Origin of the sequence: Kribbella steppae, from assembly GCF_004342025.1 — a bacterium.
In the GTDB taxonomy this organism is placed as follows: Bacteria; Actinomycetota; Actinomycetes; order Propionibacteriales; family Kribbellaceae; genus Kribbella; species Kribbella steppae.
Genome location: NZ_SLWN01000009.1, coordinates 222,591 through 249,586 on the forward strand (window position 1 = coordinate 222,591; position 26,996 = coordinate 249,586).

Below are 26,996 nucleotides of genomic sequence, written 5' to 3' on the forward strand. Positions count from 1 at the left end.
ACCGCAAGCCGTCAGAGGAGGAGCGCCCGGACGATCGGCCAGGCGATCAGGACGCCGGCGCCGGCGGCGGCCAGCAGCACGAGCACGTGCGCGGGATTTCTCTTGAACTCCGGATCGACGCCGAGCTCACGCACCATCTCGATCTGCCCAACCACAGGCCGGCGCTCGATCGGCACCCGGTCGGCCGAGACCGCGGCCGCCACCTGTTCCAGCGTGTCCTGGTCCCACAGCCAGCGTGATGCACCGAGGCGTGCGCCGTTCGCCGAGAGGATGACCAGGACTCCGATCGGCAGCGAGTTCTTGATCCGGCCGATCGACAGCACCCGCACCACTTGCGACAGGTAGAGCACTCTCGGCCGGCCCCACGGACTCCCCTTGCAGGTGACCGTCTCCGCGTCGATCGCGAACCAGGTGTGCCGGAAGGTGAGTACAAGCATGCTCGCGAGCACCAGCACGACACCGACGTAGAGAACCACGGCGGCGATCAGGCTGATCGCCCAGGTTGCCAGCGACGCGCACAGGATCGCGCCGACCAGCAGGTACGCACCCGCGAGCACCCAGAACTGGCCGCCGGCCGAGGCGAACCTCGGCCGGAACACCAACGGCGTCATTTCCAGGCGCGGCGCTTGGACGCGGCGGGCTTGATGGGGGCGGTTGATTCCCAGACCCGGCGCCAGCGGGCGGCGTCGGGGCCGGACTGGGACGGCGAGGTGCCGGATGCGACCCGACGCCGGGCCTCCCACCAGGTGGTCGACTCCTCGTCCAGCAGGGCCGACACCGCGGCGGAGATCTTCGGCGCGAACTCGCGGGCGTTCTCGCCCTCGGCCGGCATCAGCGGGTCGCCGTACCGGACCGCGACCGTCGGGCGGCCGGGCACCGGCCAGCCGCGGCCGCGCGGCATCGCGGCGAACGAGCCCTTGATACCGACCGGGATGACCGGCACACCGTGCTCGACGGCCAGGTACGCCGCGCCCATCCGGAACCGCTCCATCCAGCCGTCGGGTGACCGCGTGCCCTCCGGGAAGACGACCACGTTCCAGCCGTCCGCGAGCAGGTCGCCCGGGGTCGAGCTGAGCTTGCCGCCACGGCGCTCGATCGGGAACGTGTTGAACACGATCGCCGACGCGGTCGCCCGCCACCAGGTGTCGAAGAAGTAGTCGGCGGCGGCCGCGACTGCGGTCTTGCGGCGCATCCCGTCAGGCAGCGTGCACAGCACCAGCGGGGTGTCCAGGTGCGACGAGTGGTTCGCCACGATCAGGGCGGGGCCGTTCAGCTTGAGCAGCGAGTCGAGCCCGCTCACCTGTGGGTTGACCTCCCACCGCAGCACCGAGTTGAGCGCGCCCTTCTGCAGCACCTCGCGGACGGCGATCGCGGCCGGCGTCCGGGCCCACCGCGTCGGGAAGACCGAGGTCTCCTTCGGGATCACGTACGGCTCGGCCGACCGCGGTACCTGCGGCCGCCGGCCCCAGCGCCACCCACGCGCGACCTGCTTCACGTCCCGCGCGGTATCCCGGCTGAACTTGACCAGGCTCGTACCCATCAGCGCACGTCCGCGAGCAGGTGCGGCGGGTTGTGCAAGTAGGTGATCGACGGCGACCGGCCGACCGAGTGGCTGACCATCTCCAGCGCGTCCTGCAGCGTCGACGCGGACCGGAAGCCCATCCGCTCGACCGTCTTGCGGTTCGCGCCGACCCAGACGATGTCACCGCAGTGGTCCAGGGCATGGGAGATCCAGTACCACATGTAGAACGGGTGCACGCCGTGGTACGCGTACGACGTCCGGTACAGGTGGATGTACCACGGGTCCTCGGCGTACTGCTTCTCGAACTTCGCCTCGATCGTGGCCGGGTCGGTCGACTCCGACAGCACCTCTTCGAAGAAGTCGACGTACGACGGGTGGTGCAACTGGCTGAACTCGTACGGCACCGGGTGGTAGAGGATGACCGCGCCGTCCTTGCGGACCACGGGATTGCCCCGGTACGAGTTGAAGTAGTAGCCCAACCCCATGCAGGCGGCCAGGATCGGGTTCATCACCGAGTTCACGTTGTACGGGCCGACGAACGGCACGCCCATGATCGCGACGTCGGACTGGCCCTGCACCTCGACCAGGTGCTGGCGGTGCACGGTCTCGATCGTCTTCTCGTGCACCGGCTCGATCGAGCCGGCGTTGATCCCGGTCAGGCCGTAGTTCGACCGGACGTCGGTGAAGATCTTGTGCCGCAGCTTGTTCGGCGCCGCCGCCAGGGCGCGCTTGGTGCCGAGCATCGAGGCCTGGTCCTTGATCGACCACTCCCACTCGCGCTTCTGCAGGAACTCCAGCGGGCCGCCGAAGATGTCGTTGTTCAGCGTGGTCTCGATCTGGAAGACCTTGACGTGCTCGGTCAGCACCGCGCCCATCCGCCAGGCGGAGTGGTGCATCTTCGAGGCCTTGTGGTCCATGAACGACCGCGAGTGGATCATCGTGTGGCTGTTGTGGTGGTGCTTCAGCGACTTGTACGACGCCAGCCCGATCGACGTCGACTTGTGGCCGCCGTCCATCGCCACCAGGTTCACGTTCACGTAGACCAGCAGGTCGGACTCGGCCGCCCGCTTGGAGATCTCGACGTCCTCGCCGTGCTTGGTCTGGCCCAGGTGGGTCAGGTTCTCGGTGTCCTCGGCGTCGAAGTTGTAGAGCTTGCCGTCGGGGAAGAACGACCGGAAGACCCGCTCGCCGACGATCTCGCGCAACTCGTTCGGGGTCAGCCGGCGGTGCAGCGCGTTCGCCGAGATCAGCTCGACATCGTCGACACCGGCGTCGGCGGCCATCGTCAGGACGGCCTCGATGACCCGCTGGCGGATGTCCGGCTTCTTCATCGGCGGCAGCGGCAGGGAGATGTCGTCGAACGCGATCGTCAGCCGCATCCCGGCCGTGAGCAGCTCCGGCAGCGGTTCGGAGTCGATCGGGTTCAGCAGCGCGGTCTGGATCGCTTCCTCGACGTCCCGCACCGGCGGCAGCGCCTCCGGCGGGTACACCACCCGGGTGCCGAGCGGGAAGCGCTCCAGCAGGAAGCCCTCACCGTTGTGCACGAGCAGCGGCGGCGTCCGGTCGTCCACCTCAAGCACAAACCCTGGCCGAGCCATGTCAGAACCTCTCTCGTCGTACGTTCAGCACCAGTGTCACGGCCCTCATGAGGCCCTCACATCGAATGCGACCTTGACCGTGCCGAGTCGGCCGGCCGAATGCGCGTGGTCGATCGCCTCGCGCCAGCGGTACAGCGGGTAGCGCGCACCGACAATGCCGTCCAGCGGAGCCTTCGCGGCCAGCTCCAGTGCGGTCTCGAAGGCCGGCTGGTCGTTCGACTCCTCGCGCGCGGACGCGTAGGTGCCGGTCAGCTCCAGCTCCCGGAACCACACCGGCGACAGGTCGGCGCCACTGGCCGGCATCCCGGACAGCACCACCCGGCCACCGGCCTTGGTCACTCGCAGCACGGTGTCGATCGAGTCCTTGCTGCCGACCGCGTCCACGGCGATGTCGACACCGCCGAGCAGGAACTCCTTGGCCAGCTCCGGCTTCAACCGGAAGGCACCGGTTGAGCGTCGTACCCCACGGAACACCTCGTCGGGGGCGACGACGTCGCTGGCGCCGAAGGCACGGGCGAGCTCGCGCTGCTTGGCGTGCTTGGCGACGACCGTGATCCGGCCGGCCTGGGTCAGCTCGCGCAGTGCGAGGGTCGCGAACAGTCCGACCGCGCCGGCACCGCTGACCAGGATCGACTGACCCGGCTCCACCTTCGCGCGCAGAGCGGTGTGGACGGCGCAGGCCAGCGGCTCGGTCAATACGGCGCGCTCGTCGGACATCCCGTCCGGTACGGCGTACAGCTGGCTGCGGTGCGCGACCATCACGTTGCCCCAGCCGCCACCGGTGTCCTGACAGAACCCGGTCTGCAGGCCCGGCGCCACGTGACCGACCGTGATGCGGTCGCACCGGTTGGTGTTACCGGTCGCGCAGCCCTGACACGGCTCGACACCGCGGGCGGCACAGGTGAGGACGGAGTCCATCACCACCCGGGTGCCCTTGGGCAGGTCCTCGCAGTCGTCGAGCAGCTCGCCGACGATCTCGTGACCGGGGACGAACGGCATCGACACCATCGCGGAGAAGTACAGCTTGGTCGAGCCGGTGACCATACCGAGGTCGGAACCGCAGATGCCGGACAGGATCGGGCGGATCCGCGCCCATCCCTCCCGCTCGGCCTTCGGCTCGTTGATGGTGACGAGGCGCAGTGGCGCGGCCGGGCCGGTCAGGATGCCGGGGATCCGGCCGCCGACCGCCTTGGCCGCCAGGTACTTCGCCGGCGACCGGTACATCTCGAGAGCGAGCATCATCAGGCGTTCACCCCGGGCAGCTCCAGTCGGGAAGAGGTGGACGGGGTCTTCCAGTCGACGATCTGCCAGCGCGCGGCCCGGGCGGCCCGGAACAGCGATACGTCCGGGGAGACGGCGACCGGATTGCCGACAACCTGCAGCATCGGGAGGTCCGAGTGGCTGTCGGCGTAGGCATAGGACTTGGACAGGTCGATATTGGTGCCGCGGGCGCGATGCTTGATCCACGCGGCCCGGGACTCACCGACCAGCGGAGGCCCGGACAGGAACCCGGTGCACCGGCCGCGGTCGTCGACCGCCAGCTCGGCGGCGACGATCTCGTCGAACAACGGCTCCAACGGCCGGGTCAGCGGCCGGACCGCCCCGGTGATCAGGATCGTCTTGTGGCCGGCCGCGCGGTGCTCGCGGATCCGTCGTACGGCGTCACCACTCAGCCGCTCGAGGACATGCTCGGCCAGGAGCTCGTCGACGATGCGGTTCAGCTCTTCGAGATCGGCCCCCTCGTACCGGCGGTAGATCGTTCGCAGGAACGTGCCGCGGTCCTTGCGCTCGGCCGAGATCAGCTTCGGCAGCTTGCGCAGCATCGCGCCGATCTCACCGACCCGCTGGTGGCTGTCCAGCTCGGGCAGCCGCATCCACAGGTAGGTCTCGATCACGTTCGAGGACAGCAGCGTGCCGTCCATGTCGAACGCGGCGATCACCTCGGCGTCCTGCTGCGGTTCGACCTTCTTCAGTACGCCGGCGGACTCGGCCAGCGCCTTGTTCCGCTTCTTCCGGACGACGTCCAGCCGCCGGAGCGAGTCGGTCACGCTCGGGCAGTGCACTTCCTGCAGGTAGTGCTGCCAGTCGACGATCGAGGTGTCGCACCAGAACTTCTCCCGGTCGTCGCCCTCGAGCGCGTTGTGCAGGGCCAGCACGTTGTCGTCGATGAACTGGAGCTCCGCCTGTGCGTACTCGGAGTACAGATCCATGTAGCGGCGGAGGAAGTCGAGCCGACGCTTCTGGACGTCGAGCTCGCGCGCGTACTTCCGGGTGCGCTCGCCGCGCGGGACGTGGGTGATGATCTTGTCGGCGATCTTGTGCGCGCGTTCGCCGTACCGCAGCATGCTCTCGACCGAGTCGCCGCCGGGGAACTTCCAGACCGGCAGCCGGACGGCGCCGCGCTCGCCCAGGTCGAACGGGTGCTTGGAGAAGTACGCCCGTACGCCGGCGTACAGCTGCTCGAAGGTCAGCGGGTTCCGCGCGCCGGAGCTGACGTGGTAGTACTCCGGCTTCGACAGCTCCGGCTCGGTCGCCATCACCGCGCAGATCGCGCCGACGACGTGGTCGACCGGGATGATCTCGACCACGGAGTCCGGGCTGGCCGGGAACTCGGGCAGCTCACCGCGGCCGTAGGCCAGGATCAGCGGCTCGGCCATCTTGAAGCCCTCGATCCAGCCCGGGTGCGGGCTCTGCACCGCGGACTCGATGATGGCCGGCCGGACGATCGAGGTCGGCAGCTTGGCCGAGAACTCCTCGACCACGCGCTCGCCGAGCGCCTTCGTGAAGGTGTAGCAGTCGGTCCAGCCGAGACTGCGGGCCCGCTCGGTGCCGGTCTCGACCAGCTTCTTCGCGACCCACTCGGTCCGGCGCCGCTCGGTGTCGGTCGCGGCCGTCAGGTGGCCGGCCCGGCGGTGCAGCTTCTCGGCGTCCTTGCGGAACTTGGCCAGCATCGGGGCCGACCGGGACTGCTCCTCGATCCGGGCCTTCATCGCCATCCCGGCCTCGGCCTCGGTCCGCCAGTCGACGCTGTGGTCGACCGGCGCCTCCGGGATCGCGCCGCGCCGCCGGCCCGCGGTGTACGCAGTGGAGATGTGCACGTAGTGGACCTGGCGCCCCGTCTCGACGATCCGCTCGAGTAGGCTCTTCGTGCCGAGCACGTTGGTTGTGAACGCCTCGTGGATCGGCGGGTCGAAGCTGACGTCGCCGGCGCAGTGCACGACGATGTCGAGATCCTTCGGCAGCTCCGGTACGTCGGACAGATCGCCCTCGACGACCTGGATCCGGGCCGCCGTCAGCGCCTCGGCGTCGGCATGCTCGGTGCCCTCGCCGTAGAACGGCTTGAAGATGTCCTTCTTCAGCAGCTGCGCCATCCGGTCGGCACCCGTCAGCGAGCCCTTCGGCCGGATGATCGCGACGACCGTCGTACCGGGGAGGTCCCCGATCATTCGATGCAGCAGAGCCTCACCGACGAATCCGGTGACGCCGGTGACCAGGACCTTCTTGTCCTTGAGCTTGTCGGCCAGACTCACTTGTCGCCTCCACGCGTGACTTCGAGTGCCTCGGTCAGGGTGAACGCACCGGCGTACAGAGCCTTACCCACGATGACGCCCTCGACGCCGTCCTTGACGAGCGTGCTGAGGGCTTTGAGGTCGTCCAGGCTGGAGACACCGCCGGAGGCGACGATCGGCTTGTCGGTGCGCGCGCACAGATCGCGGTACAGGTCCAGGTTGGGTCCCTGGAGCATGCCGTCCTTGGTCACGTCGGTGACGACGTACCGCTCGCAGCCGGCCGCTTCCAGCCGCTCGAGCACCTCGTAGAGGTCGCCGCCTTCCTTGGTCCAGCCGCGGGCCGCCAAGGTCCGGCCGCGGACGTCGAGCCCGATCGCGACCCGGTCGCCGTACTGCCGGATGATCCGGTCGCACCACTCCGGGTCCTCGAGCGCGGCGGTGCCGATGTTGACCCTGCGCGCGCCGGTCGCGAGGGCCGCCTCGAGCGAGTCGTCGTCGCGGATACCGCCGGACAGCTCGACCTGGACGTCCAGCTTGCCGGTCACGTCCGCGAGCAACTCACGGTTGCTGCCACGACCGAACGCGGCGTCCAGATCGACCAGATGAATCCACTCGGCGCCGGCGTCCTGCCAGGCCATCGCCGCGGCCAGCGGATCGCCGTACGACGTCTCGCTGCCGGCCTCCCCTTGCACCAGCCGGACCGCCTGACCGTCCGCCACATCGACGGCAGGCAGCAGCACCAGGTTCTCAGACATGGCCCACACCCTAGATGGCCTCAGTTCAGCTTTCGTAACCCGCTGCCCCGCTGAGTCGTTGCCTTCCAATCTGTCGCAGCAATACCAGTAGTCCTTCTGGTCCTATCCAGTCGGCCGGTCCTCCGCCGGCCGCGGGCGCCGCTTGAGCAGGCGCACGAGCCGTCTGGCCGAACGCCACCGGGGCGCCTTCATGTCACTCGTCATCGCGGACATCAGCTCCTCGATCTGCCGACGCATCGCCGACTCGGTGCCCAGCTGCTTCGTCCGCGGGAACTGCTCGCGATCGTCGCCCTTCACATACCAGGGCACACCAGTCTTCTTCATCATCGCGTAGATGCCCTTGATGCCCGCCAGCGCCTCGGGCGAGCACAGGATCTCCGCCCGCACGATCAACGGGCTCAGCTCACCCGCGACCTTGTTGGACGTCAGGGCCCGCTCCGATCCGAGCGCTCCCTGGGCGCGGCGGAGGATCGGGACGAGTTCCACGTACAGGTCGTAGAGCCGGTTCCGGCGCCACTCCTCGTAGTTTCCGAGCCGCTGGAGGTAGGCACCGACCCACACGCCGGCGAGTGCCAGGAGCGCAGTCAGCACGGTGGTCCAGTCCATGGCCTCAGTGTGCGATTCGGCGGCGCGCAGCACCACAGGTCCGCACCTAAGCTGGGCGGCGATGATTTCGCTCGAGGAGCTGACCGAAAACCCTCACCCGGCGTTGGCGCGGATCCGGCCGGTCGGGTGGGTGGACGCGCTGGGCGGCTGGGTGGTGGCGAGCCGGGAGCACGCGATGGCGGTGATGCGCGATCCGGTGACGTTCACGGTCGACGATCCGCGGTTCTCGACGGCGCAGGTGGTCGGGCCGTCGATGCTGTCGCTGGACGGCGCGGCGCACAAGGCACACCGGGATCCGTTCGAGTCCCCGTTCGGCCTCGCCGAGACCCGCCGCCGATTCACCCCCGTCGTACAACAGACCGTCGACGACCTGATCGCGGCGATCCAGCCCACGGACGGCGGGCCGCGGCCTGCCACCGTCGACCTGCGGCGGACGGTGGCCGGGCCGTTGTCCGTGGCCGTGGTGGCCTACTCGCTGGGACTCCCGCCTGCTTCGGCCTCGACGGTGCTGGACTGGTACACCGCGATCTCCGACTCTGTCACGGGCGTCTCGGCCGGACGGCAGGTGACGCCGGAGGGCGCCGAGGCGTTCGCCCAGCTGCACGCACACGTTGCCTTAGGCATCGATTCCGCCGACTCCCTGATCGCCGCCGCGGCCCGCGCCGGCCTCGGCGTCGACGACGTGGTCGCGAATGCCGCGGTCCTGATGTTCGGCGGGATCGAGACCACCGAGGGCATGATCACCAACGCTCTTTGGCATCTGCTCAACGCGCCGGACCAACTGGACCTCGTCCGTGCCGATCCCACGCTGCTGCCCAACGCCTTGGAGGAGTCGCTCCGCCTCGAGCCGGCCGCCGCCGTGGTCGATCGCTACGCGACCCGCGACGTCGAACTGGCGGGCGCTTCGATCCACCGTGGCGACCTGGTCACCGTCTCCCTGGCCGGCGCCGGCCGCGACCCGGCCGTCTTTCCGTCCCCCGACACGTTCGACGTCCGCCGTACCAACGCCCGCCGTCACCTGGCCTTCGCCAGCGGTCCGCATATCTGCCTGGGGATGCACCTGACCCGCTTGGAGACCCAGACCGCGGTCAGCGCCATCCTCGACCTGCCGGGACTCCGCCTCGATCCGGCCTCACCACCCCCTCACGGCCTCGTCTTCCGCAAACCGCCGGCACTCAATGTCAGTTGGGACGCCTGAGCACCAGAATCGCGGCCGGGTACACCGGCATGTCCTTGTCCGGCTCCTGATCGGCGTCGGCAGCCAGTTGGGTGAACCCACGCTCGATCTCTGCTTCGGGCAGGTGCTCGAACGTCGACAGCGCCCTGTGTTTGAGCCGGTCGTAGCTCTCGCGGAGCGTGCGCGGCGGCTCCGTACTCACCCAGACCGGGCCTTCACCCGGCCGCAGCCCGGCTGCCTCGGCGAGCGCCTTCGACTCGTCGAGCGTGCGGTACATGCCCGCGTCGACCTCTCGGGCGGACGGAAAGTAATCGTACCAGAACAGATCCGGCATCAGGTCGGCGAACTGGCTGCGCAGGAACGCCGCTCCCCCGGGTTTCAGCACCCTGTGGACCTCCTGCAGTGCCTTCAACTGGTCCCGGAAGTGGTGGAACGACAGGAACATCAGCACCCCGTCAACCGATGCCTCAGGCAACGGAATCTTCTCGGCGCTCCCTCGCAGGTAGGTCACGGCCTGGTGCGCCGCGCTGGTTTCGGCGATCTCCCGCATCCGGTCCGACGGCTCCACGCCGTACACCGGTCCGCCGAACTCCTCGGCCAGCCCTGGCGTGAGCCGGCCGGTCCCGCTGCCGAGGTCGAGGATCGTCAGCGGCCGCTCCTCCGGCAGGTACGCCTGGATGGCGGCGGTCCACCGCTGTACCTCGTCCACGGTCATCTCACGTCCCGCGGCGTACACGCTGCTTAACCGTCCGTTGTAGTCGACCATGATCCGGACCCTAGTACTGGCGCAGTTCGCTTGGCGCGCCGCACAATGACCGCATGACGAACCTGGCGGCCGCGCAAACCCTGGCCGAGGTCGGCGAGATCGTCCGGGTCGAGGCCCGGCGGCTCACCGGTGCGCAGGGAGCGACCTTCGTGCTCCGCGAGCAGGACCGCTGCTTCTACGCCGACGAGGACGCGATCGCGCCGCTGTGGAAGGGCCAGCGGTTCCCGATCACCTCCTGTATCAGCGGCTGGGCGATGCAGCATGACGAGACCGCCGTCGTCCCCAACATCGAGCTCGACAAGCGCATCCCGCTCGAGGCGTACATGCCCACCTTCGTCCGCAGCCTGCTGATGGTCCCGGTCGGCTCCCCGACCCCGACCGCCGCCATCGGCGCCTACTGGTCCCGTCACCACCACGCCACCAAGCGTCAGATCGACGACCTCCAACGCTTGGCGGGGCGCACCGCCGAAGCAATCCGCCGCATCGGCCTGGCCGATGCCCCATGGGCCCCGACCTTCAGCAACGGGTGAGCCGGCCTCAGCCCCAGAAGACGTCGTAGGCGAGGCGGAGGATGAGGGCGGAGACGACGACCAGGAAGATGACGCGGACGAAGCGGCTGCCGCGCGCCACCGCGGTGCGGGCGCCGAGCAGGCCGCCGAGCATGTTGGCGGCGCCCATGATCAGGCCGAGGATCCAGAGTGGGGCGCCGTTGAAGGCGAAGATGATGATGGCACCCAGGTTGGTGGCGACGTTGGCGATCTTCGCCTTCGCGCTGGCCTGCAGGAAGTTGTAACCGAGGAACCCGACCAGCGCGAAGATCAGGAACGATCCGGTGCCCGGCCCGACCGCACCGTCGTAGAAGCCGATCAGTACGCCGACCACACTCGCCGCGACGTAATGGTCCCGGCCGTCGAACCGCAACGCCGTGCGAGCACCGAGCGACGGCTTCATCGCGGTGTAGATCGCGACCCCGATCAGCAGCACCAGCACGATCGGCTTGAACCAGGACATCGGGATCTTCGTCGCCACCAGCGCCCCCGCGGCCGACCCGAGTCCGGCCAGGATCGCCAGCGGGACGACGGTCCGGCGATCGGGCCGGACCTTCACCCCGAACGTCACCGCGCTGGTCGTCGTACCGCACAAGGACGAGATCTTGTTCGTCGACAGGATCTGCGCCGGGGTCGCGCCCGGGAGCCCCAGCAGCATCGCCGGCAGCTGGATCAGCCCGCCACCCCCGACCACGGCGTCGATCCAGCCGGCCGAGAAGGCCGCGATCACCAGGAAGACCAGGGTCCACACAGAGACGTCAGGCACAGCGCCACCGCGGTCGAGAAGTTGTCACGAACCGATGATCAGGTAAGGGCATACTCTCGCTCAACCCTTACAGCGGGGAATGAGAGACAAACCACGGCGGCGGTGCGACAGTGGGCGGATGGCGTCCTCGATCCTGCCACCGGAAGGCGAATCGCTCGCCACCGGCTGGGAACCGGACCTCACCCCGACGGACTCGCTCGTCCGGCAGGCGGTCCTCGCGCACGCGTCCTGGGCGACCGACGCCGCCCGCCGGGCCGGCAAGCCTTGGTACGACGGTGACGCCTGGGCCGGCGGCTTCCTCGGCGACCGCGGACCGCTGACGAACTGGGTCGTGCAGAAACAACCGGTCGACCCGGCGGACGTGATCCTCGAAGTCGCGCGGCACCTGCCGAACAACGTGCCGTACCTGTACCTCATCCCGTGGCCGACCCGCGATCTCCGCGAACACGGCCTCGCCCTCGCCGGCCATCCCCCACTCATGCTGCGCTTTCCCGACGCCGCGACCACCCCGCCGGTCACCGACCTCGAGATCCGCGAGGTCACCGACGAAGCCGATCTCGCCGACGCCGAACGCGTCCTGATCGAGGGCTACCCGCTCCCCGAGCTCCAACCCTTCCAGCCTGCCGCCCTCTACAACGCGACCTTCTTCGGCGGCCCGTCCACCGTCTGGGTCGGGTACGACGGCGACGTACCGCTCGCCACCGCGACCGCCCACAACGCCGCCGGCATCACCGTCGTCGAGAACGTCGCCGTGATGCCCGCCGCCCGAGGCCGACGCGCCGGCGCAGCCCTCACCTGGACCGCCACCACCCACCACCCCACCCAGCCGGCAGCCCTCATAGCCTCCGACGCCGGCCAACCCGTCTACGAACGCCTCAACTACCACCGCCTAGAACGCTGGACCGTCTGGATCCGCCCGTAACCTACGGCCGCGCCAGCAAAAGTCCCGGTACGTCGGACGTCGCTGCCACATACGCCCCGAGCTCCGGATCAAGCAGACCAGCCAGCGCACTGACCTTCGCGGCTTCCCGCGGCAGGTTTTCGCCGATGAGCGGTTCGTGATGTGCCACCCGGTTGCGCAGCCTGTTGAGCGTCGCAACCCTGCTGTCGACATCACGCTTGCGATTGGTCCCGGGCGGATAGGCACGGTGCAGGAACGGCACCCAAACCGTCTTCTCGTGCGCAGACGAACTGAGGAAGCGCCAGAACCCGAAGGTCAGCTCGGCGATCACCTTCCCCGGCGGACCATCGGGCCCGACCCGCGCGCAGGCCTCCTCGAGCTGCGCCCGCTGCTGACGGTTGATATCCACCGGCTCGCCGTCGCGCATGCGGTACACCGGTCGAAACAGCGTCGCCGCGGAGCGCGTCCAGTGATCCGGCGTACCTGACCAGTAGTGCTCGATGACCTCGGCATAGGCGTTGCGCAGGCCGATCTCGACATGGCCGAGATCTCTCATCAACGCCGCGCTGATCTTGGCATTCCACTCGTAGAGCTGGAGCGCGCGCTGCAGATCGCAGTCGGTCGCGGTGCGGTACTTCGCTAGGCGTGCCGGACTCAGCCAGCGTTGCACCCATGGACCGGCCGGTGGCGGCAGCGGCGCGACGGGCTCCACGAGTGCCTCCTCGTCGGTGGTAAGCTTCCGATGGAAGCCCCGGTGGACCGCTGACTTAGGTCATGTCGCCGGGGCCACGACCTTTCTGGACCTGTTTCTGGGCATGCGCATCCGCGGCAGATCAGGCGAATACAGGCCCGGGCCCAACCAGGTGGATGAGCCGGCCCTCAGCTACTCGCTGAAGGCCGGCTCTCGCTCACGAGCGGACGACCGTGACCAGGTGGTCGGCTACGTCGGCTAGGGGGACGTCGGTGCGGGTGCCGGAGCGGCGGTCTTTGACCTCGATGGTGCCGTCGACGAGACCCTTGCCTACAACGGCGATGGTGGGGACGCCGATGAGTTCGGCGTCCTTGAACTTGACGCCTGGGGAGACCTTCTCGCGGTCGTCGTAGATGACACTCAGGCCGCGGGACTCCAGCTCGGCGGCCAGTTCGGCGGCCTTCTCGAACACCTCGGCGTCCTTGCCGGTGGCAACGAGGTGGACGTCGGCCGGCGCGATCTCGCGGGGCCAGACCAGGCCGAACTCGTCGTGGTTGCCTTCGGCGATGGCGGCCACCGCGCGGGTGACGCCGACACCATAGGAGCCCATGGTGACGGTGACGAGCTTGCCGTTCTGGTCCAGCACCTTCAGGTCCAGCGCGTCGGCGTACTTCCGGCCGAGCTGGAAGATGTGGCCCATCTCGATCCCGCGCGCCGACGCCAGCGGACCCGAACCGTCGGGCGCCTCGTCGCCGTCGCGCACCTCCGCGGCCTGGATCGTGCCGTCGGCGGTGAAGTCGCGACCGTACACCAGGTTCATCACGTGGAAGCCGGACTTGTCCGCACCCGTCACCCACGCCGACCCCTCGGCGATCCGGGGGTCGAGCAGGTAGCGGATCCCGGAGGTGTTCTCCGAGCCGAGCACGCCGGGACCGATGTAGCCCTTCGCCAGCGAGGGGAACTTCTCGAAGTCCGACTCCTCGAACGCGACCACCTCGGCGGGCTCCACCTGCGCACCCAGCCGCTTCTCGTCGATCGCCCGATCGCCGGAGACGCCGATCGCCAGCGGCTCGCGGGTGCCGTCGGGGTGCACCAGCATGACGAGCACGTTCTTCAGCGTGTCCGCCGCGATCCACTCGCGACCGTCGGTCCGGGCGTGCTTCGCGTTCATCGCGTCCACGAGCGTGTCGATCGTGGGCGTGTCCGGGGTGTCGACGACCTCGGCCGCGGGCACACCGGAAGCGTCCACGGGCTCCGACTGCGGAACCACGACCGCCTCGACGTTGGCGGCGTACCCACCGGGCGAACGGACGAAGGTGTCTTCACCGTTCTCCGCGATGGCCAGGAACTCCTCCGACCGCGAACCGCCCATCGCACCGGACATCGCCTTGACGATCACGTAGTCGAAGCCGAGCCGGTCGAAGATGTTGATGTACGCCTGCCGGTGCAGCTCGTACGACGCCGCCAGCCCGTCGTCGTCGATGTCGAACGAGTACGAGTCCTTCATCACGAACTCGCGCCCGCGCAGCACGCCGGCCCGCGGCCGCGCCTCGTCGCGGTACTTGTTCTGGATCTGGTAGATCGACAGCGGCAGGTCCTTGTACGACGAGTAGAGCTCCTTCACGACGAGCGTGAACATCTCCTCGTGCGTCGGCCCGAGCAGCATGTCGGCGCCCTTGCGATCCTTCAGCCGGAAGATGTTCGGCCCGTACTCGGTCCAGCGGCCGGTCGCCTCGTAGGGCTCCCGGGGCAACAGCGCGGGAAACACCAGCTCCTGCGCGCCGATCGCGTCCATCTCCTCGCGGACGATCCGCTCGACGTTGCGCAACACTCGCAGGCCCAGCGGCAGCCAGGTGTAGATACCGGGCGCGGTCCGCCGGATGTAGCCGGCGCGGACGAGCAGCTTGTGGCTCGGGACCTCCGCGTCCGCCGGATCCTCGCGAAGGGTGCGGAGGAACATCGACGACATACGCAGAATCACGGGAGTCTCCAAAAGCCTGAGAAAAGATGGCTGAAACAACGGACGTCACAGAGGATATCCGCCCCGCGGGCATGCTCTCACCACGTTATCCACAGGTCCGCAGCGAAAAAGCCCGCGCGACCAGGCTCAGCGACCCTCGCGCGACGCCCGCAGCGCGGCCCGGATCAGCGGGAGCTGCAGCGGCAACCGCGCGAACGCGATCGCCCGCGCGGTCGGCGATCCCTTCCGGTTGAGGTCCATCGCCATCTGCACATTGGCCGGGAAAATCGCCACCAGCAAGGCCGCACTGACCAATCCGGCCGCCCGCCGCGTCCGCGGATGCAGCAGTCCGGCCGCACACGCCAGCTCGGCCACGCCGGACGCGTAGACGAGTTCCTTCTTCCGCGGCAGCGCCCGCGGCACGATCTGCTCGAACGGCTCCGGTTTCACGAAATGCAGTGACCCCAGTACCCCGAACAGCACGGCCAGACCGGTGGTACTCCTGCTCCGCGACGTCATGCCACGGAGCATAGCGGAGTTGTTACCCAGAGGTAACAGGCAGCTTCCCGTACGGCGCCGCCGCAGCACGGGCCGCATAGACCAACGCCGGTTTCAGCGCGGGCCAGAACGTCGACGACACACACGAGTACGCCGGCAGGAAGCCCGCGCAGGCCCCGGACGGCGGCCCGATCTCAAACGTGTACGCCGGTACGCCGCGCGTCCCGTAGAGCCAGTCGTCCGTCGCACCCGGCGCGAAGTACCCGACCCCGCCGTCCCCGGTCGACACCGGATACCCGGCGAACTGGCCCATCTTCTTGCCCAGAGCAACCAGCTTCGCCTTGTCCGGCGCGTCCGTATTCGTGTAGCCGTACGGCGCCAGGATGTCGTTGCCGAAACTGTGCAGACTCAGCATCACCCCGGTGGTGTCCGCCGCGGCCGGCTCGCCCACATCCCCTTTGGTGTCAGGGAAGATCGCGTCGAGCAGCCCTTGGATCGCGACTGTCTCCGGCTCGGACACCGCCTTCGCACCCGGGTAGGTCTCGTCACACGGTCCGCCCTGTTGGACATCCCACTGGAACGACGAGTTCCGGTTCAGGTCGACGCCGGCATCGGCCGCCGGGCAGCCGCCCGCACTGTTGTCGAGGTTCTTGCGCTGCAGCACCGGCCGGCTCGGGTTCGACGCGACCACGTCCACACCGTCCGGGTTCGCGATCGGCACCACCCAGAGCTCCCGGGTGTCGAGCAACGCGGTGATCTCGGGATCCACGCCGTACGACGAAACCAGCAGGTCGACCCATCGGTACGCGATCTCACCGGTCGCGATCTCCCGCGCGTGGATCTGCGTGTGCAGCACGAACTTCGGCTTCTTTCCCGTGCTGGTCAACGCACAGTCGCCGGACGCCAGCTTGGTGATACACAGGGCCTGGATGTCGTGACCGCCCTGGCCTTTGACCTTCTTCCACGAGTCACCGACGTCGTACAGCTTCACCAGGTCCGGGTGCGCCGACGCGACCTCCGCGTTGTGCTGCTCATGTCCCGCGGTGGTGTGGTAGCCGCCGTAGTACGTCGAACCACCCGGCTCCGACCGTGGTACCGGCTGATAGACGTCGCCCGTCTTGCCCAGTACGACGCCACGCGCTCGCAACCGTCCGACCTCGGACGGAGTCGCGATCACGGTCGGCCGGGACCCGTGCCCGTGGCCGACGTCGTACCCGTCCCGGATGAGGTCCGCGACCGTCATTCCGGCCGGCAGCTTCATCGAGTAGTACGAGACATCGGGTGGCGCAGCTTCGGACAGACTCGTCAGAGAGACCAGGACGAGGGCAAAGCTGCACAAAGACACGACAAGTCTTCGCATCGGAGGAAGATCCTTCCACTGGGCGGGGCGGCGCAGACGAACAGCCAACCGCACCACCTGTCAACGCCGCATCACGGTGAGCGCCCAGTATCAGAACAGGATCGTCGCGAACGTCTCGATCGTCCGGAAGCCGACGCGCTCGTACGCCGCCCGGGCCGGCGTGTTGAAGGCGTTGACGTACAACGTCACCACCGGCGCGATCTGCTGGGCCAGCTCGACCACCGCCGCCATCCCCGGCGCGGCCAGCCCGCGGCCGCGGAACTCCGGATCCACCCAGACCCCCTGGATCTGGCAGACCCCGGTCCCGACCGACCCGACCTCGGCCTTGAACACCACCCGGCCGTCCTCGATCCGCGCGAACGCCCGCCCGGTCCGGATCAGCTCGGCCACCCGCGACCGGTAGAACGTCCCGTCCGGACCGGTCTGCGGCGGTACGCCGACCTCCTCGGTGTACATCGCCACACAGGCCGGGTAGAGGATCGACAACTCAACCGGCTCGACCGCCCGGACCAGCGGATCCGGTGCGATCGCCGGCCCGTTCTCGACCACCATGAACGGCTGGTCGTCGCGCACCTCGCGGGCCGGGCCCCAGTGCGGTTCGAGCGTGGTCCACAACAGTTCGACCGACCGGGCCGGACCGAGGATCTGGAAACAGTTCCGGCCGCGGCGCAGCGCGTACGCCGCGAACGCGCGCAGCGCCGCGTCGTCCGCCCCCACCGGCACCATGTTGCCACCGGCATGGCACAGCGCCTCGAGGACGCCCTTCTCGACGTACCCCCAGACCTCGGCACCCCGCCGTGGATCGAGTCCGGACGCCTGCACCAGGCTGTCGACGAACACGTTGATGACGGGATCGCGGGCGATCACCGCACGCGCCGCCGCGAGGTCACGAGGACCGAGAACCCGTACGCCCACGCGCAGAACCTAGCGGATGTTGGTCCCTCAGGCGTGCTCTGGGTCGTGCCCTGGGTTGTGGGCGGCCGCGATCCGGCGCAGCGGCGAGGTCCACGCGACCGCCACCGCGACGAATCCGAACGCACCCATGACGACCATCGCGGTCCGGATGCCGTACTGATTCCCGAGCAGCCCGCCGACGACCGAGCCGAGCGTCCAGCCCACTCCCCACGACAGCATCCGGCCGGCTGTGTTGACCCGGCCGAGCAACTGCTCGGGTGTCACCTGCTGCCGGTACGAGATCGAGTTGACGATCACCAGCACGTACGCCGAACCCCACACGAGCAACGCGAGTGCGGCCAGGCCCCAGCCCGGCACCAGCGCCGTGACGATCCCGAGCACCGCCGACATCGGCAGCGCGTAGAGCGTGATCGCGGCCGGCGGCATCCACTTCAGCAGCCGCGGCAGACCGACCGCGGCGATCAGGCCGCCGATCCCCCACGCACCCCACACGAGTCCGAACCGGACACCCGACGTACCGACGTGCAGGATCCGGTCGCACCACACCACCATCAGCGCGACGAACCCGCCGCCGGCGAACGACTGCAGACTGCCCACGATCGTCATTGTCCGCACCCCGGGATGCCGGACCAGGAACCGAACCCCTTCCGCGATGTCCGCGAAGAGCACCCGCGGCCGCAGCGGCAACTGCCCCTCGCGCCGCTCCGACATCGCCCGCACGATCCCCCGTACGGCGATCGCGGACGCGACGAAGCTCAACGCGTCCAGAGCGAGCAGACTGGCCGGATTCAGCACTGCCAGTGCCAAACCGGCGAGCGCCGGGACGAACAGCTCGATCAGGCTCGACGCCGTCCAGACCGCGGAGTTCGCCTGCGCGACGCGAGCCCGCCCGACCAGCACCGGCAGCGCACCGAAGTTCGCGCCGTCGAAGAACGTGTACACCGACTGCACCGCGAACCCGACCACGAGCACCTGCCCGACGGTCAGTACGCCGAGCAGGTGCGCGACCGGGATCGACCCGATCAGCACCGCGTTGACCAGGTCCGCCGACACCATCACGCGCCGGCGGTTCCACCGGTCCGAGAGGGCGCCGGCGAACAGCCCGGTCAGCAGGTACGGCGCTGCCTCGAGCGCTGTCGTCAGAGCCGTCAGGATGGTCGAGCCGCTCAGCCGGTAGACGAGCACCGGCAGCGCGACCGCGGTGACCATCGACCCGGTGATCGACAGCGCCCGCGCCAGCCAGTACCGCCGGAAGTCCGGATCGTCCCGCAGCCGCACCGGCATCGCCTCAGTCGTCATGCGGGGACTCTCCAACTTCAAGTCGTCTGGAGGTCAAGGCGCATCCACATCAGTTCGTCACCAAGATCGCGGTCGGGTGTGCTGACAGGATCGCCGAAGCCGTTGGCCCGGTAGAAGCCGATGGCCTTCTCGTTCGTGACCAGGACGTCGAGCAGGAGTTCCGTCGTACCCTCCGGAAGAGCCTTGACCGCCGCGTCGAGGAGGGCCTTGCCGACGCCCTTGCCCTGGTGATCGGGCAGCACGTACAGCTTCCACATCACCCAGAAGTCGCCCTCCCGGCCGAGCCCGACCATCCCGACCAGGTCCTTGCCCTCCGCCGCGACCAGGGTGATCCCGTTCCGGATGCCCCGCTCGACCGCCTCGGGCGACCACCACTGCGCCAGTCCGTCGACGACGAACTCCTCCGAGGCCAAACCGCCGTACGCCACCGGCCAGGTCCGCACCCCGATCTCCCGCACCGCCTCGACCTCGCCGAGCTCGGCCCTCCGAACCTCGATCACCCGTGCACCACCACGATCTGCCCATCCGGATCCACAATCTCGAGCCCTTCGGCCGTCCGGGTGGCTTGCTCACCAATCCGTCTCGCTACGTCATCCATGTCTTCGGTGGTGGACAGGTCCAGCCGCACGTCCAGCTCCACACCCGCTCCGAAGTAGACCGACTGCTCGATGCCGAGCACGTCGAAGAGCCGCTCCCACGCCGGTTGATCAGCCACTGTCAGGAACGGCGTGACCGACCACCGCTCATCAGGCTGCGAGTCCAGTTGCTTGTAGCCGTACAGATCCTTGCTGCGCTCGTCGATCCACAACTTCGTCGCGTCCGGCCCCGTGACCGAGAGGACGCGCCCGAACGCCTCGTCCCAGACGGTCGCGTCGTCGTACCCGGCACTCTCGAGCTTCTCCTTCAACGCGTCGATGTCCTCCGCCTCGAACGACAGCCGGGTCTGGCCGGCCTGACCGCCCGTAGCGCTGGTGGCCGCATCGTGCAGCGCGACCTGCCCGCGGCCGGCCACCAGGACAGCCCATCCACCACGCTCGGACTCGATCCGCGATCGGAGTCCGAGCGTCTCCAGGAACGCCTGCATCGCATCCACGTCCGCCGTGAACCGCAGCGGCCGGATCACCACGTCGTTCATCCTCGGGCCTCCCCATGCTTGTCCAGGTACTCCGTCAACGCCTGCTCCACCAGCGCGGACAGGCTGGCCGCCTCGTCGATCGCCTTGTGCTTCACCCGCCGAATCAGCTCCGGCGGCAGATACACGTTGAACTGCGCCTTCTTGCCACCCTCGTCACCCATGGCTATATTGCTAGCATCCTAGACAGCTACCAGTCAACCGAGAGGATGTCGACGAATGAACCTCCGCTTCGACCACCTGGGCCTGCTCTCCGACACGGGCGAGAAGAACCAGGAGATCGCCGAATTCTTCGCCGGTGTACTCGGCCTGGAGGTCTCCGGCAACGCCGCCGAGGGGTACGCCGAGGTGAAGGCCGGCGCAATGACGATCGCGCTGCACACGGGCGCGATGGTTGACGACTTCGGCGCGCATGGCGGGACCTTGTTGCAGTTCAGCAGTGACGACGTCCGGGCCGACATCGAGGAGATCCGGCGGCGCGGCGGGAAGGTCGTGCTCGAGCCGACCGAGACGGATTGGGGCACGACCTCGGCGTACGTCGCCGGGCCGCACGGGGTCCTGGTCGAGCTCTACAAGTTCATTTCCTAGTGGCGGGTGTTTCACCACAGAGCCCGCTGGCGGGTTGCCAGCGGGCTCCTGGTAATCGGTCCGAGATCAGACGGCGGCGAGTAGGGCGTCGTCGAGTTCCTTGACCAGCTTGTGCTTCGGCCGGGCGCCGACCACCGACCAGATCACCTCACCGCGGTGGAACAGCATCAGCGTCGGCAGCGCCATCACCCGGTAGCGGGCCGAGATCGATGGGTTCTCGTCGGAGTTCAGCTTCACCACCGTCAGGTCGTTGCGCTCGGCATCGATCTGCGCGAGCACCGGCACGATCTGGTGGCACGGCGGGCACCACTGCGCCCAGAAGTCCACCAGCACCGGCTGATCCGCGCGCAGCACCATCTCGTCGAACGTCGCTTCGTCGACCGTCTGCAAACCACTCATCGTTGTCTCGTCCTCCAGCTCTCGGCATCGGTCAGGAGGTCGGTCAGCCGGGCCCGCAGTTCGGTGAGTTCGGTGATCCGCCGGTCCACCTCGGCGATCCGGGTCCGGTACGCCGTCAGCGACGCCGGGCACACGTCGGCCCGCTCGTTGCCGGCCCGCAGGCACTCGATGAACGGGTACGTCTGCTCCGCGGTCAGCCCGAGGGACAGCAACGCCTTCACCTCACGGACGACGACCACGTCGTCGGCCTCGTACGCCCGGTACCCGTTGGACTCCCGACGGGGCTTCAGCAGCCCTTGCGCCTCGTAGTACCGGACCGCCTTGACCGTCACTCCGGCCTCGGCCGCCAGATCGCTGATCCGCATTCCGCCTCCTTCACCCCGACGCTAAACCTTGCCCCCAGGGTCAAGGTCAAGCCAGCATAGTCCGCATGCTCCTCGGCCGGTTCACCTCAGCGGATCTCGTCCCCGGCGGTCGCCTGATCGAGCGGACCGCCGTCCGCGGCGTGCTGTTCCGGGGCCGGGAGTTGCTGCTGCTCGCGTCCCGGCACGGCGACTACAAGTTCCCCGGCGGCGGCGTCGAGCCGGGTGAGTCGCATGCGGACGCGCTGCGCCGGGAGTTCCGCGAGGAGTGCGGGCTGGTCGACGTCACCGTCGGCCCGGGGGTCGGCTCGACAATCGAGGAGGTGCCGGCAGCTGAGTCGGCGTACGACGTCTTCCGGATGACCTCGCACTATTTCCAGTGCTCAGGCGGCGTGCAGGGCGGTTCGACTGAGCTGGAAGGGTACGAGGCTGAGTTGGAGTTGGAGCCGCGGTGGGTGACGGTCGCTGAGGCGCTCGCGGCGAATCATGCTGTGCGGGCCGGTGGTGTCGGCGTGATGCGGTGGCTGGTGCGAGAGACCGCCGTACTCGAATGGTTAGCGTCTCAAGACACGTAGGCGGTGACCCACTCCCCCAACACCTTCGCGCTGGCGTCGACCAGGGCCGGCCAGTCGAGGGCGCTTTCGTCGGCCGAGTCCGACACGTGCTTCACGACACGCACCGGTACGCCGTACTCCCGGCACGCGTAGACGACGCCGTACGCCTCCATGTCCACCAGGTGCGCCCGCTCCGCCAGTCGCGCCCGGACGACCGGATCGGTCACGAACACATCGCCCGAGGCCAGCACGGTCCCGTCCCCACCGTCGACCTGCAACGTCTCCTGCGGATCGATCCCCAACGCCCGCACCGCGTCCGCATTGATGTCGTGATTGATCACCTGCGACGGCAGGTACAACCCCGCCATCCCATCCCGCAGGGCCCCGGTCGTGCCCACATTCAGCACCACCAACTCGCTCGAATCCCGCTCCCCCAAAGCCCTCGCAGTAGCCACCGCCGCTGCAGTCTTCCCCACCCCGGTCACCACCACCGGAATCCCCGCCGGCACATACCGAGCCTCACCCGCTACCGCACTGACAACCAGGTACTCCGTCACGCTCAGAGCGATCCCTTCGGTGCAACCCACTCCACCGGCTGCCCGGTGATCTTGGCGATCCGGTCATAGTCTTCGTCGTAGTGCAGGAGTGTCAGCCCTGCCAGCTCCGCGGTCGCCGCGATGATCAGATCCGGCAGGCTGAAGTGCCGATGCTGACTCTTCTTCGCAAGCTCGCGATGCACCCCCAGCGCACGATCCATCGCCTCACTGGTCACATCCACCCACCGCTGACCGTGGAGCGCTCCCCACAATCTCTCGTACCACTGGGGGTCGGGAGCATTATTCAGGTACTCGAGTGCTGCCATCTGACAGGCAGCGAGCCTGCCTTCGACGAGCAGCGACTGGAATCGTCTGAAGACATCCTCAGACCGCGACTGGTAAACGTAGACGGAGGTGTCGGCCAAGTAGACGGTGCCGGCCATCATGCGCTGCGTTCCTCCCGGGCGCGTTCAGCCAGCCCTTCCAGATCGCGACCGCCGCCGTAACGCCAGGCCTCGGCCGAGCGGGAGAAGTCCATCGGTGCAGTCGCGAAGACTTCGGCGATCTCCCGCCCCTGCCGTCGCACGGCGAGCTCTCGGAGAGCCCCATTGATCGTCTCCACCTTGCTGTCAGTGCCCAGCTCGGCGCGAGCGGCGTCCAGCCACTCGTCGTTCACGTCCACTGAGATGCGCGTCATGACACCGATCATACACCAGATGTCAGCCATTCATGGCACCAAAATCTGAACCTAGGATGCACCAAGAACGCATCCGGGGATGACCCAATACTCAACGACAGAAGGTGCCGCATCCCACCGGATGCGGCACCTTCGTGCTCGTCTCAGCTGACGGTGACGGTGGGTTCGCCGGTTTCGCCCATTTCTTCGGCGATGCGGAGGGCCTCTTCGATCAGCGTCTCGACGATCTTGGACTCCGGGACGGTCTTGATGACCTCGCCCTTGACGAAGATCTGGCCCTTGCCATTGCCGGAGGCGACGCCGAGGTCGGCCTCGCGGGCCTCACCCGGACCGTTGACGACGCAGCCCATCACGGCGACGCGGAGCGGGACCTCCATCCCCTCCAGGCCGGCGGTGACCTGCTCGGCCAGGGTGTAGACGTCCACCTGGGCGCGACCGCAGGACGGGCAGGAGACGATCTCGAGCTTCCGCTCGCGCAGGTTCAGCGACTGCAGGATCTGCAGGCCGACCTTGACCTCCTCGACCGGCGGCGCCGACAGCGACACCCGGATCGTGTCACCGATGCCCTTGGACAGCAGCGCACCAAAGGCGACCGACGACTTGATCGTGCCCTGGAAGGCCGGGCCTGCCTCGGTCACGCCGAGGTGCAGCGGCCAGTCGCCGGCCTCGGACAGCAGTTCGTAGGCACGCACCATGACGACCGGGTCGTTGTGCTTGACCGAGATCTTGAAGTCGTGGAAGTCGTGCTCCTCGAACAGCGACGCCTCCCAGACGGCCGACTCGACCAGCGCCTCCGGCGTGGCCTTGCCGTACTTCTTCAGCAGTCGCGGATCCAGCGACCCCGCGTTCACGCCGATCCGGATCGACGTGCCGTGATCCTTCGCCGCGGCCGCGATCTCCTTCACCTGGTCGTCGAACTTGCGGATGTTGCCCGGGTTCACCCGGACCGCCGCACACCCTGCCTCGATCGCGGCGAACACGTACTTCGGCTGGAAGTGGATGTCGGCGATCACCGGGATCTGCGAGTGCTGGGCGATCTCCGGCAGTGCGTCCGCGTCGTCCTGGGACGGGCACGCGACCCGGACGATGTCACAGCCGGACGCGGTCAGTTCCGCGATCTGCTGCAGCGTCGTGTTGACGTCCGCGGTCAGTGTCGTCGTCATCGACTGCACGGACACCGGGGCGTCACCGCCGACCAGCACCTTGCCCACCTTGATCTGGCGGGTCTTACGGCGCGGAGCGAGGGTCGGCGGCGGCAGCGCGGGCATGCCCAGGTTGATGCTCATGGGTCCTTTATCTGTTGAGGTGATGCGTTATCCGTTGAAAAGTCTGATCGGGTTGACGATGTCGGCGATGACGAGCAGGACGCCCATCACCACGATGACACTGGCCGCGACGTACGCGATCGGGAGCAGCTTGGCCACGTCGACGTACCCGGGGTCGGGCCGGCCGAAGAGCTTGGCGAAGCCTTGCCGGATGCCTTCCCAGATCGCCCCGGCCATGTGCCCGCCGTCCAGCGGCAGCAGCGGGATGAAGTTGAACAGGGCAAGGAACAGGTTCAGCGAGGCGAGCAGCGAGATCAGGAAGGCGATCCGCTCGCCGCCGGTGAGCGACTGGTTCGAGGCGATCTCGCCGGCCACCCTGCTGGCGCCGACCACGCTCATCGGGCTGTCCTCGTCCCGGTCGCCGCCGACGATCGACTTGGCCACGCCGACCAGCTTCTCCGGGAAGTTGCCGATCGCCTTGACCGTGGCGACGGTCAGCTCGCCCATCTTGTTGACGACGAAGCCGAAGTCCTGCCGCTCGACCTTCATCTCCGGCGAGACGCCGAGGAACCCGACCGAGACGATCTTGTCCGACCCGGCCTCGTCCCGGACCTGGTTGATGATCGTGCTGGTGCGCAGGGTCTGCTGCTGGCCGTTGCGCTCGACAACGATCGTGGCGGCCTTGTCGGTGTTCGCCCGGATCAGCGGCGTGAGCTGGTCCCAGCTGGTGATCTGGGTGCCGTTGAAGGCGACGATCTTGTCGCCGACCTGGAAGTTGGCGGTCTTGGCCGGCGACGTCTGGTCACCCGGCTCGCACTTGCGGTCGGCGCTGGCCTGGGAGGCCGGGATGACGCAGTCGGTGACGGTGGCAACGGTCGTCTGGGCGACGTTGGCGCCGTACAGCATGAACAGACCGCCGAACAGGACGAACGCGATCACCACGTTGACCAGCGGCCCGGACGCCATCACGATCAGCTTCTTCCACCACACCTTCTGGTAGAAGAGCCGGCCGTTGTCGCTCGGGTCGATCGTCTCGTACTCCGCCGAGCGCGCGTTCTCCACCATCGACTGGATCGGGCCGGTGTTGGCCTTGCGGACCTTGCTCGGGTCCTCACCCTTGGCCGGCGGCATCATGCCGATGATCCGGACGAACCCACCGGCCGGGATCAGCTTGATCCCGTACTCGGTCTCACCGCGCTTGGAGGACCAGACGGTCCGGCCGAAGCCGACGAAGAACTGGGTCACCTTCATGCCGAACGCCTTCGCGGGCAGCATGTGACCCATCTCGTGCAGTCCGACCGAGATCAGGATGCCGGCCACGAACAGCAGGATGCCGATGAAAGTGAGAAGCGCGGTCATGCCTTCGTGTTCTCCTGGCGCTGGTCGGTTGAGGTGGCGGTCAGTTCACGGGCCCGGGCGCGCGCCCAGCTGTCCGCGGCGAGTACGTCGTCGATGGACAGTTCCTCATACGAGGGTACGTCGTGTTCGGTCACCACCCGGGCCACGGTGTCGACGATCGCCAGGAACGGCAAGCGCCCGTCCCGGAACGCCTGGACACAGACCTCGTTGGCGGCGTTGAACACGGCCGGCGCCGTCCCGCCGCGGGTCCCGGCCTCGCGGGCCAGCTGGACCGACGGGAAGGCGTCGTGGTCGAGCGGCAGGAACTGCCAGGTGCTCGCCTCTGCCCAGTTCCACGGTGGCGACGCGTCCGGTATCCGGTCGGGCCAGCCCAGGCCGAGCGCGATCGGCAGTGTCATCGTCGGCGGTGACACCTGCGCCATCGTGGACCCGTCGTAGAACTCGACCATCGAGTGGATCGCCTGCTGCGGATGGACGACGACATCCACCCGGTCCATCGGGATGCCGAACAGCAGGTGGGCCTCGATCAGCTCGAGCCCCTTGTTCACCAGGGTCGCGGAGTTGATGGTGACGACCGGGCCCATCGCGAAGTTCGGGTGGGCCAGGGCTTGCTCGACCGTGACGTTCGCGAGGTCGTGCCGCGGCCGGCCCAGGAACGGGCCACCGCTGGCGGTGAGCAGGAGTTTGCGGACCTCGTCGGCCGAGCCGCCGCGCAGGCACTGCGCGATCGCGCTGTGCTCGGAGTCGACCGGGACGATCTGACCGGGCTTCACCCGGCGGGTGACCAGCGGGCCGCCGATGACCAGCGACTCCTTGTTGGCCAGGGCAAGCGTGTTCCCGGCGTCGAGCGCGGCCAGCGTCGGCTGCAACCCGACCGAACCGTTGATGCCGTTGAGAACCACGTCACACGGCATCGCCGCGATCTCGCTGGACGCGTCCGGGCCGGTAATGATCTTGGGGATCCGGAACGCGCCCTGCGCGTAGCCCTGCCGCTTCGCCTCGACGTAGAACGCGAGCTGCAGGTCCTGGGCGACCGTGGCCTTCGCCACAGCGACCACCTCGACGCCGAACTCGAGCGCCTGCGCGGCGAGCAGGCCGACGTTGTCGCCGCCGGCCGAGATCGCGAGCACCCGGAACCGGTCGCGGTTCCGGCCGATCAGCTCCAGCGCCTGGGTGCCGACAGAGCCGGTCGAGCCGAGGATGACAACGGTTCGCGGATTCACGCCTGCCATT

At 68.3% G+C, this 26,996-nt stretch carries 31 protein-coding genes; 5 read left to right on the forward strand and 26 right to left on the reverse strand.

Features of this window, described 5'->3' with window-relative positions:
• Positions 1-11 precede the first annotated feature (11 nt).
• The 7 genes from EV652_RS26700 to EV652_RS26730 all read right to left on the reverse strand — a co-directional run bounded on the left by EV652_RS26700 (position 12) and on the right by EV652_RS26730 (position 7,990).
• Entirely contained in the window at positions 12-611 is a 600-nt protein-coding gene (locus tag EV652_RS26700) for a hypothetical protein (protein WP_132211974.1), read from the reverse strand.
• Positions 608-1,540: a lysophospholipid acyltransferase family protein gene (locus tag EV652_RS26705; RefSeq protein ID WP_132211975.1), complete on the reverse strand. Its 933-nt coding sequence runs from the start codon at positions 1,538-1,540 to the stop codon at positions 608-610. The genes EV652_RS26700 and EV652_RS26705 overlap by 4 nt, the downstream gene beginning before the upstream one ends.
• Positions 1,540-3,120, reverse strand: a complete 1,581-nt coding sequence (gene larAH / locus EV652_RS26710) for an NPN-dependent hydroxyacid isomerase, LarAH14/15/16 family (protein WP_132211976.1) — start codon at positions 3,118-3,120, stop codon at positions 1,540-1,542. Before larAH ends, EV652_RS26705 begins: the two co-directional genes overlap by 1 nt.
• 45 nt (positions 3,121-3,165) lie before the next feature.
• Positions 3,166-4,362, reverse strand: coding sequence for a zinc-dependent alcohol dehydrogenase (locus tag EV652_RS26715; protein WP_132211977.1), 1,197 nt, complete (start codon positions 4,360-4,362; stop codon positions 3,166-3,168).
• The gene (locus EV652_RS26720; protein WP_132211978.1) at positions 4,362-6,650 is read right to left on the reverse strand and encodes an HAD-IB family hydrolase; all 2,289 of its coding nucleotides are present in this window, start codon (positions 6,648-6,650) and stop codon (positions 4,362-4,364) included. Before EV652_RS26720 ends, EV652_RS26715 begins: the two co-directional genes overlap by 1 nt.
• Complete coding sequence (gene priA, locus EV652_RS26725; RefSeq protein WP_132211979.1) at positions 6,647-7,384, reverse strand: bifunctional 1-(5-phosphoribosyl)-5-((5-phosphoribosylamino)methylideneamino)imidazole-4-carboxamide isomerase/phosphoribosylanthranilate isomerase PriA; 738 nt, start codon at positions 7,382-7,384, stop codon at positions 6,647-6,649. The genes EV652_RS26720 and priA overlap by 4 nt, the downstream gene beginning before the upstream one ends.
• A gap of 102 nt (positions 7,385-7,486) precedes the next feature.
• Positions 7,487-7,990: a hypothetical protein gene (locus EV652_RS26730; RefSeq protein ID WP_132211980.1), complete on the reverse strand. Its 504-nt coding sequence runs from the start codon at positions 7,988-7,990 to the stop codon at positions 7,487-7,489.
• Positions 7,991-8,051: 61 nt separating this feature from the next.
• Here EV652_RS26730 and EV652_RS26735 point away from each other — a divergent pair, with 61 nt between their 5' ends.
• Positions 8,052-9,188 carry a cytochrome P450 gene (locus tag EV652_RS26735; RefSeq protein WP_132211981.1) on the forward strand — a complete coding sequence of 379 codons (1,137 nt, stop codon included), beginning with the start codon at positions 8,052-8,054 and terminating at the stop codon, positions 9,186-9,188.
• Here the strand turns inward: EV652_RS26735 and EV652_RS26740 are convergent.
• Positions 9,172-9,933 (reverse strand): class I SAM-dependent methyltransferase, encoded by a 762-nt coding sequence (locus EV652_RS26740; RefSeq protein WP_132211982.1) that lies wholly within the window; start codon positions 9,931-9,933, stop codon positions 9,172-9,174. The genes EV652_RS26735 and EV652_RS26740 overlap by 17 nt on opposite strands.
• Positions 9,934-9,986: 53 nt before the next feature.
• On the opposite strand from EV652_RS26740, the gene EV652_RS26745 reads away from it, so the two are divergent.
• Complete coding sequence (locus EV652_RS26745) at positions 9,987-10,463, forward strand: GAF domain-containing protein (protein WP_132211983.1); 477 nt, start codon at positions 9,987-9,989, stop codon at positions 10,461-10,463.
• A 7-nt stretch (positions 10,464-10,470) separates the two neighbouring features.
• Here EV652_RS26745 and EV652_RS26750 read toward each other — a convergent pair whose 3' ends face one another.
• Positions 10,471-11,247 (reverse strand): TSUP family transporter, encoded by a 777-nt coding sequence (locus tag EV652_RS26750; protein ID WP_132211984.1) that lies wholly within the window; start codon positions 11,245-11,247, stop codon positions 10,471-10,473.
• Positions 11,248-11,365: 118 nt separating this feature from the next.
• Between EV652_RS26750 and EV652_RS26755 the strand changes: the two genes are divergently transcribed.
• Positions 11,366-12,169: a GNAT family N-acetyltransferase gene (locus tag EV652_RS26755; protein ID WP_132211985.1), complete on the forward strand. Its 804-nt coding sequence runs from the start codon at positions 11,366-11,368 to the stop codon at positions 12,167-12,169.
• A 1-nt stretch (position 12,170) separates the two neighbouring features.
• Here the strand turns inward: EV652_RS26755 and EV652_RS26760 are convergent, their stop codons facing one another.
• The 9 genes from EV652_RS26760 to EV652_RS26800 form a co-directional block, all read right to left on the reverse strand.
• The gene (locus EV652_RS26760) at positions 12,171-12,818 is read right to left on the reverse strand and encodes an Abi family protein (protein ID WP_132211986.1); all 648 of its coding nucleotides are present in this window, start codon (positions 12,816-12,818) and stop codon (positions 12,171-12,173) included.
• A 238-nt stretch (positions 12,819-13,056) separates the two neighbouring features.
• A complete protein-coding gene (locus EV652_RS26765; RefSeq protein WP_132211987.1) occupies positions 13,057-14,820 on the reverse strand; it encodes a proline--tRNA ligase in 1,764 nt (587 codons plus the stop codon).
• A 126-nt stretch (positions 14,821-14,946) separates the two neighbouring features.
• Positions 14,947-15,318 (reverse strand): DoxX family protein, encoded by a 372-nt coding sequence (locus tag EV652_RS26770; RefSeq protein ID WP_132211988.1) that lies wholly within the window; start codon positions 15,316-15,318, stop codon positions 14,947-14,949.
• Positions 15,319-15,340: 22 nt separating this feature from the next.
• The gene (locus EV652_RS26775; protein ID WP_132211989.1) at positions 15,341-16,657 is read right to left on the reverse strand and encodes a M14 family zinc carboxypeptidase; all 1,317 of its coding nucleotides are present in this window, start codon (positions 16,655-16,657) and stop codon (positions 15,341-15,343) included.
• A gap of 90 nt (positions 16,658-16,747) precedes the next feature.
• A complete protein-coding gene (locus EV652_RS26780) occupies positions 16,748-17,572 on the reverse strand; it encodes a GNAT family N-acetyltransferase (RefSeq protein WP_132211990.1) in 825 nt (274 codons plus the stop codon).
• Positions 17,573-17,599: 27 nt separating this feature from the next.
• On the reverse strand, positions 17,600-18,871 hold the full coding sequence (locus tag EV652_RS26785) for an MFS transporter (RefSeq protein ID WP_132211991.1): 1,272 nt from the start codon (positions 18,869-18,871) through the stop codon (positions 17,600-17,602).
• 17 nt (positions 18,872-18,888) lie between these two features.
• Positions 18,889-19,371 carry a GNAT family N-acetyltransferase gene (locus EV652_RS26790; RefSeq protein ID WP_132211992.1) on the reverse strand — a complete coding sequence of 161 codons (483 nt, stop codon included), beginning with the start codon at positions 19,369-19,371 and terminating at the stop codon, positions 18,889-18,891.
• Positions 19,368-20,006: a VOC family protein gene (locus tag EV652_RS26795; RefSeq protein WP_132211993.1), complete on the reverse strand. Its 639-nt coding sequence runs from the start codon at positions 20,004-20,006 to the stop codon at positions 19,368-19,370. The genes EV652_RS26790 and EV652_RS26795 overlap by 4 nt, the downstream gene beginning before the upstream one ends.
• Positions 20,003-20,167, reverse strand: a complete 165-nt coding sequence (locus EV652_RS26800) for a ribbon-helix-helix domain-containing protein (RefSeq protein ID WP_132211994.1) — start codon at positions 20,165-20,167, stop codon at positions 20,003-20,005. Before EV652_RS26800 ends, EV652_RS26795 begins: the two co-directional genes overlap by 4 nt.
• Before the next feature lie 55 nt (positions 20,168-20,222).
• On the opposite strand from EV652_RS26800, the gene EV652_RS26805 reads away from it, so the two are divergent.
• Entirely contained in the window at positions 20,223-20,591 is a 369-nt protein-coding gene (locus EV652_RS26805; RefSeq protein ID WP_132211995.1) for a VOC family protein, read from the forward strand.
• 66 nt (positions 20,592-20,657) lie between these two features.
• Here the strand turns inward: EV652_RS26805 and trxA are convergent, their stop codons facing one another.
• Positions 20,658-20,990, reverse strand: a complete 333-nt coding sequence (gene trxA / locus EV652_RS26810) for a thioredoxin (RefSeq protein WP_132211996.1) — start codon at positions 20,988-20,990, stop codon at positions 20,658-20,660.
• Positions 20,987-21,355 carry a MerR family transcriptional regulator gene (locus tag EV652_RS26815; protein ID WP_132211997.1) on the reverse strand — a complete coding sequence of 123 codons (369 nt, stop codon included), beginning with the start codon at positions 21,353-21,355 and terminating at the stop codon, positions 20,987-20,989. Before EV652_RS26815 ends, trxA begins: the two co-directional genes overlap by 4 nt.
• A gap of 65 nt (positions 21,356-21,420) precedes the next feature.
• On the opposite strand from EV652_RS26815, the gene EV652_RS26820 reads away from it, so the two are divergent.
• Positions 21,421-21,927, forward strand: a complete 507-nt coding sequence (locus EV652_RS26820; protein ID WP_132211998.1) for an NUDIX domain-containing protein — start codon at positions 21,421-21,423, stop codon at positions 21,925-21,927.
• Here EV652_RS26820 and EV652_RS26825 read toward each other — a convergent pair.
• The 6 genes from EV652_RS26825 to dxr form a co-directional block, all read right to left on the reverse strand.
• The gene (locus EV652_RS26825) at positions 21,915-22,463 is read right to left on the reverse strand and encodes a nucleosidase (protein WP_199238419.1); all 549 of its coding nucleotides are present in this window, start codon (positions 22,461-22,463) and stop codon (positions 21,915-21,917) included. The genes EV652_RS26820 and EV652_RS26825 overlap by 13 nt on opposite strands.
• 2 nt (positions 22,464-22,465) lie before the next feature.
• Complete coding sequence (locus EV652_RS26830; RefSeq protein WP_132211999.1) at positions 22,466-22,888, reverse strand: PIN domain nuclease; 423 nt, start codon at positions 22,886-22,888, stop codon at positions 22,466-22,468.
• Positions 22,885-23,139 (reverse strand): type II toxin-antitoxin system VapB family antitoxin, encoded by a 255-nt coding sequence (locus EV652_RS26835; protein WP_132212000.1) that lies wholly within the window; start codon positions 23,137-23,139, stop codon positions 22,885-22,887. The genes EV652_RS26830 and EV652_RS26835 overlap by 4 nt, the downstream gene beginning before the upstream one ends.
• 143 nt (positions 23,140-23,282) lie before the next feature.
• Positions 23,283-24,425 (reverse strand): flavodoxin-dependent (E)-4-hydroxy-3-methylbut-2-enyl-diphosphate synthase, encoded by a 1,143-nt coding sequence (ispG, locus tag EV652_RS26840; RefSeq protein ID WP_132212001.1) that lies wholly within the window; start codon positions 24,423-24,425, stop codon positions 23,283-23,285.
• Positions 24,426-24,452: 27 nt separating this feature from the next.
• Positions 24,453-25,763, reverse strand: coding sequence for a M50 family metallopeptidase (locus tag EV652_RS26845; protein ID WP_132212002.1), 1,311 nt, complete (start codon positions 25,761-25,763; stop codon positions 24,453-24,455).
• Entirely contained in the window at positions 25,760-26,986 is a 1,227-nt protein-coding gene (gene dxr, locus EV652_RS26850) for a 1-deoxy-D-xylulose-5-phosphate reductoisomerase (protein ID WP_132212003.1), read from the reverse strand. The genes EV652_RS26845 and dxr overlap by 4 nt, the downstream gene beginning before the upstream one ends.
• Positions 26,987-26,996 lie beyond the last annotated feature (10 nt).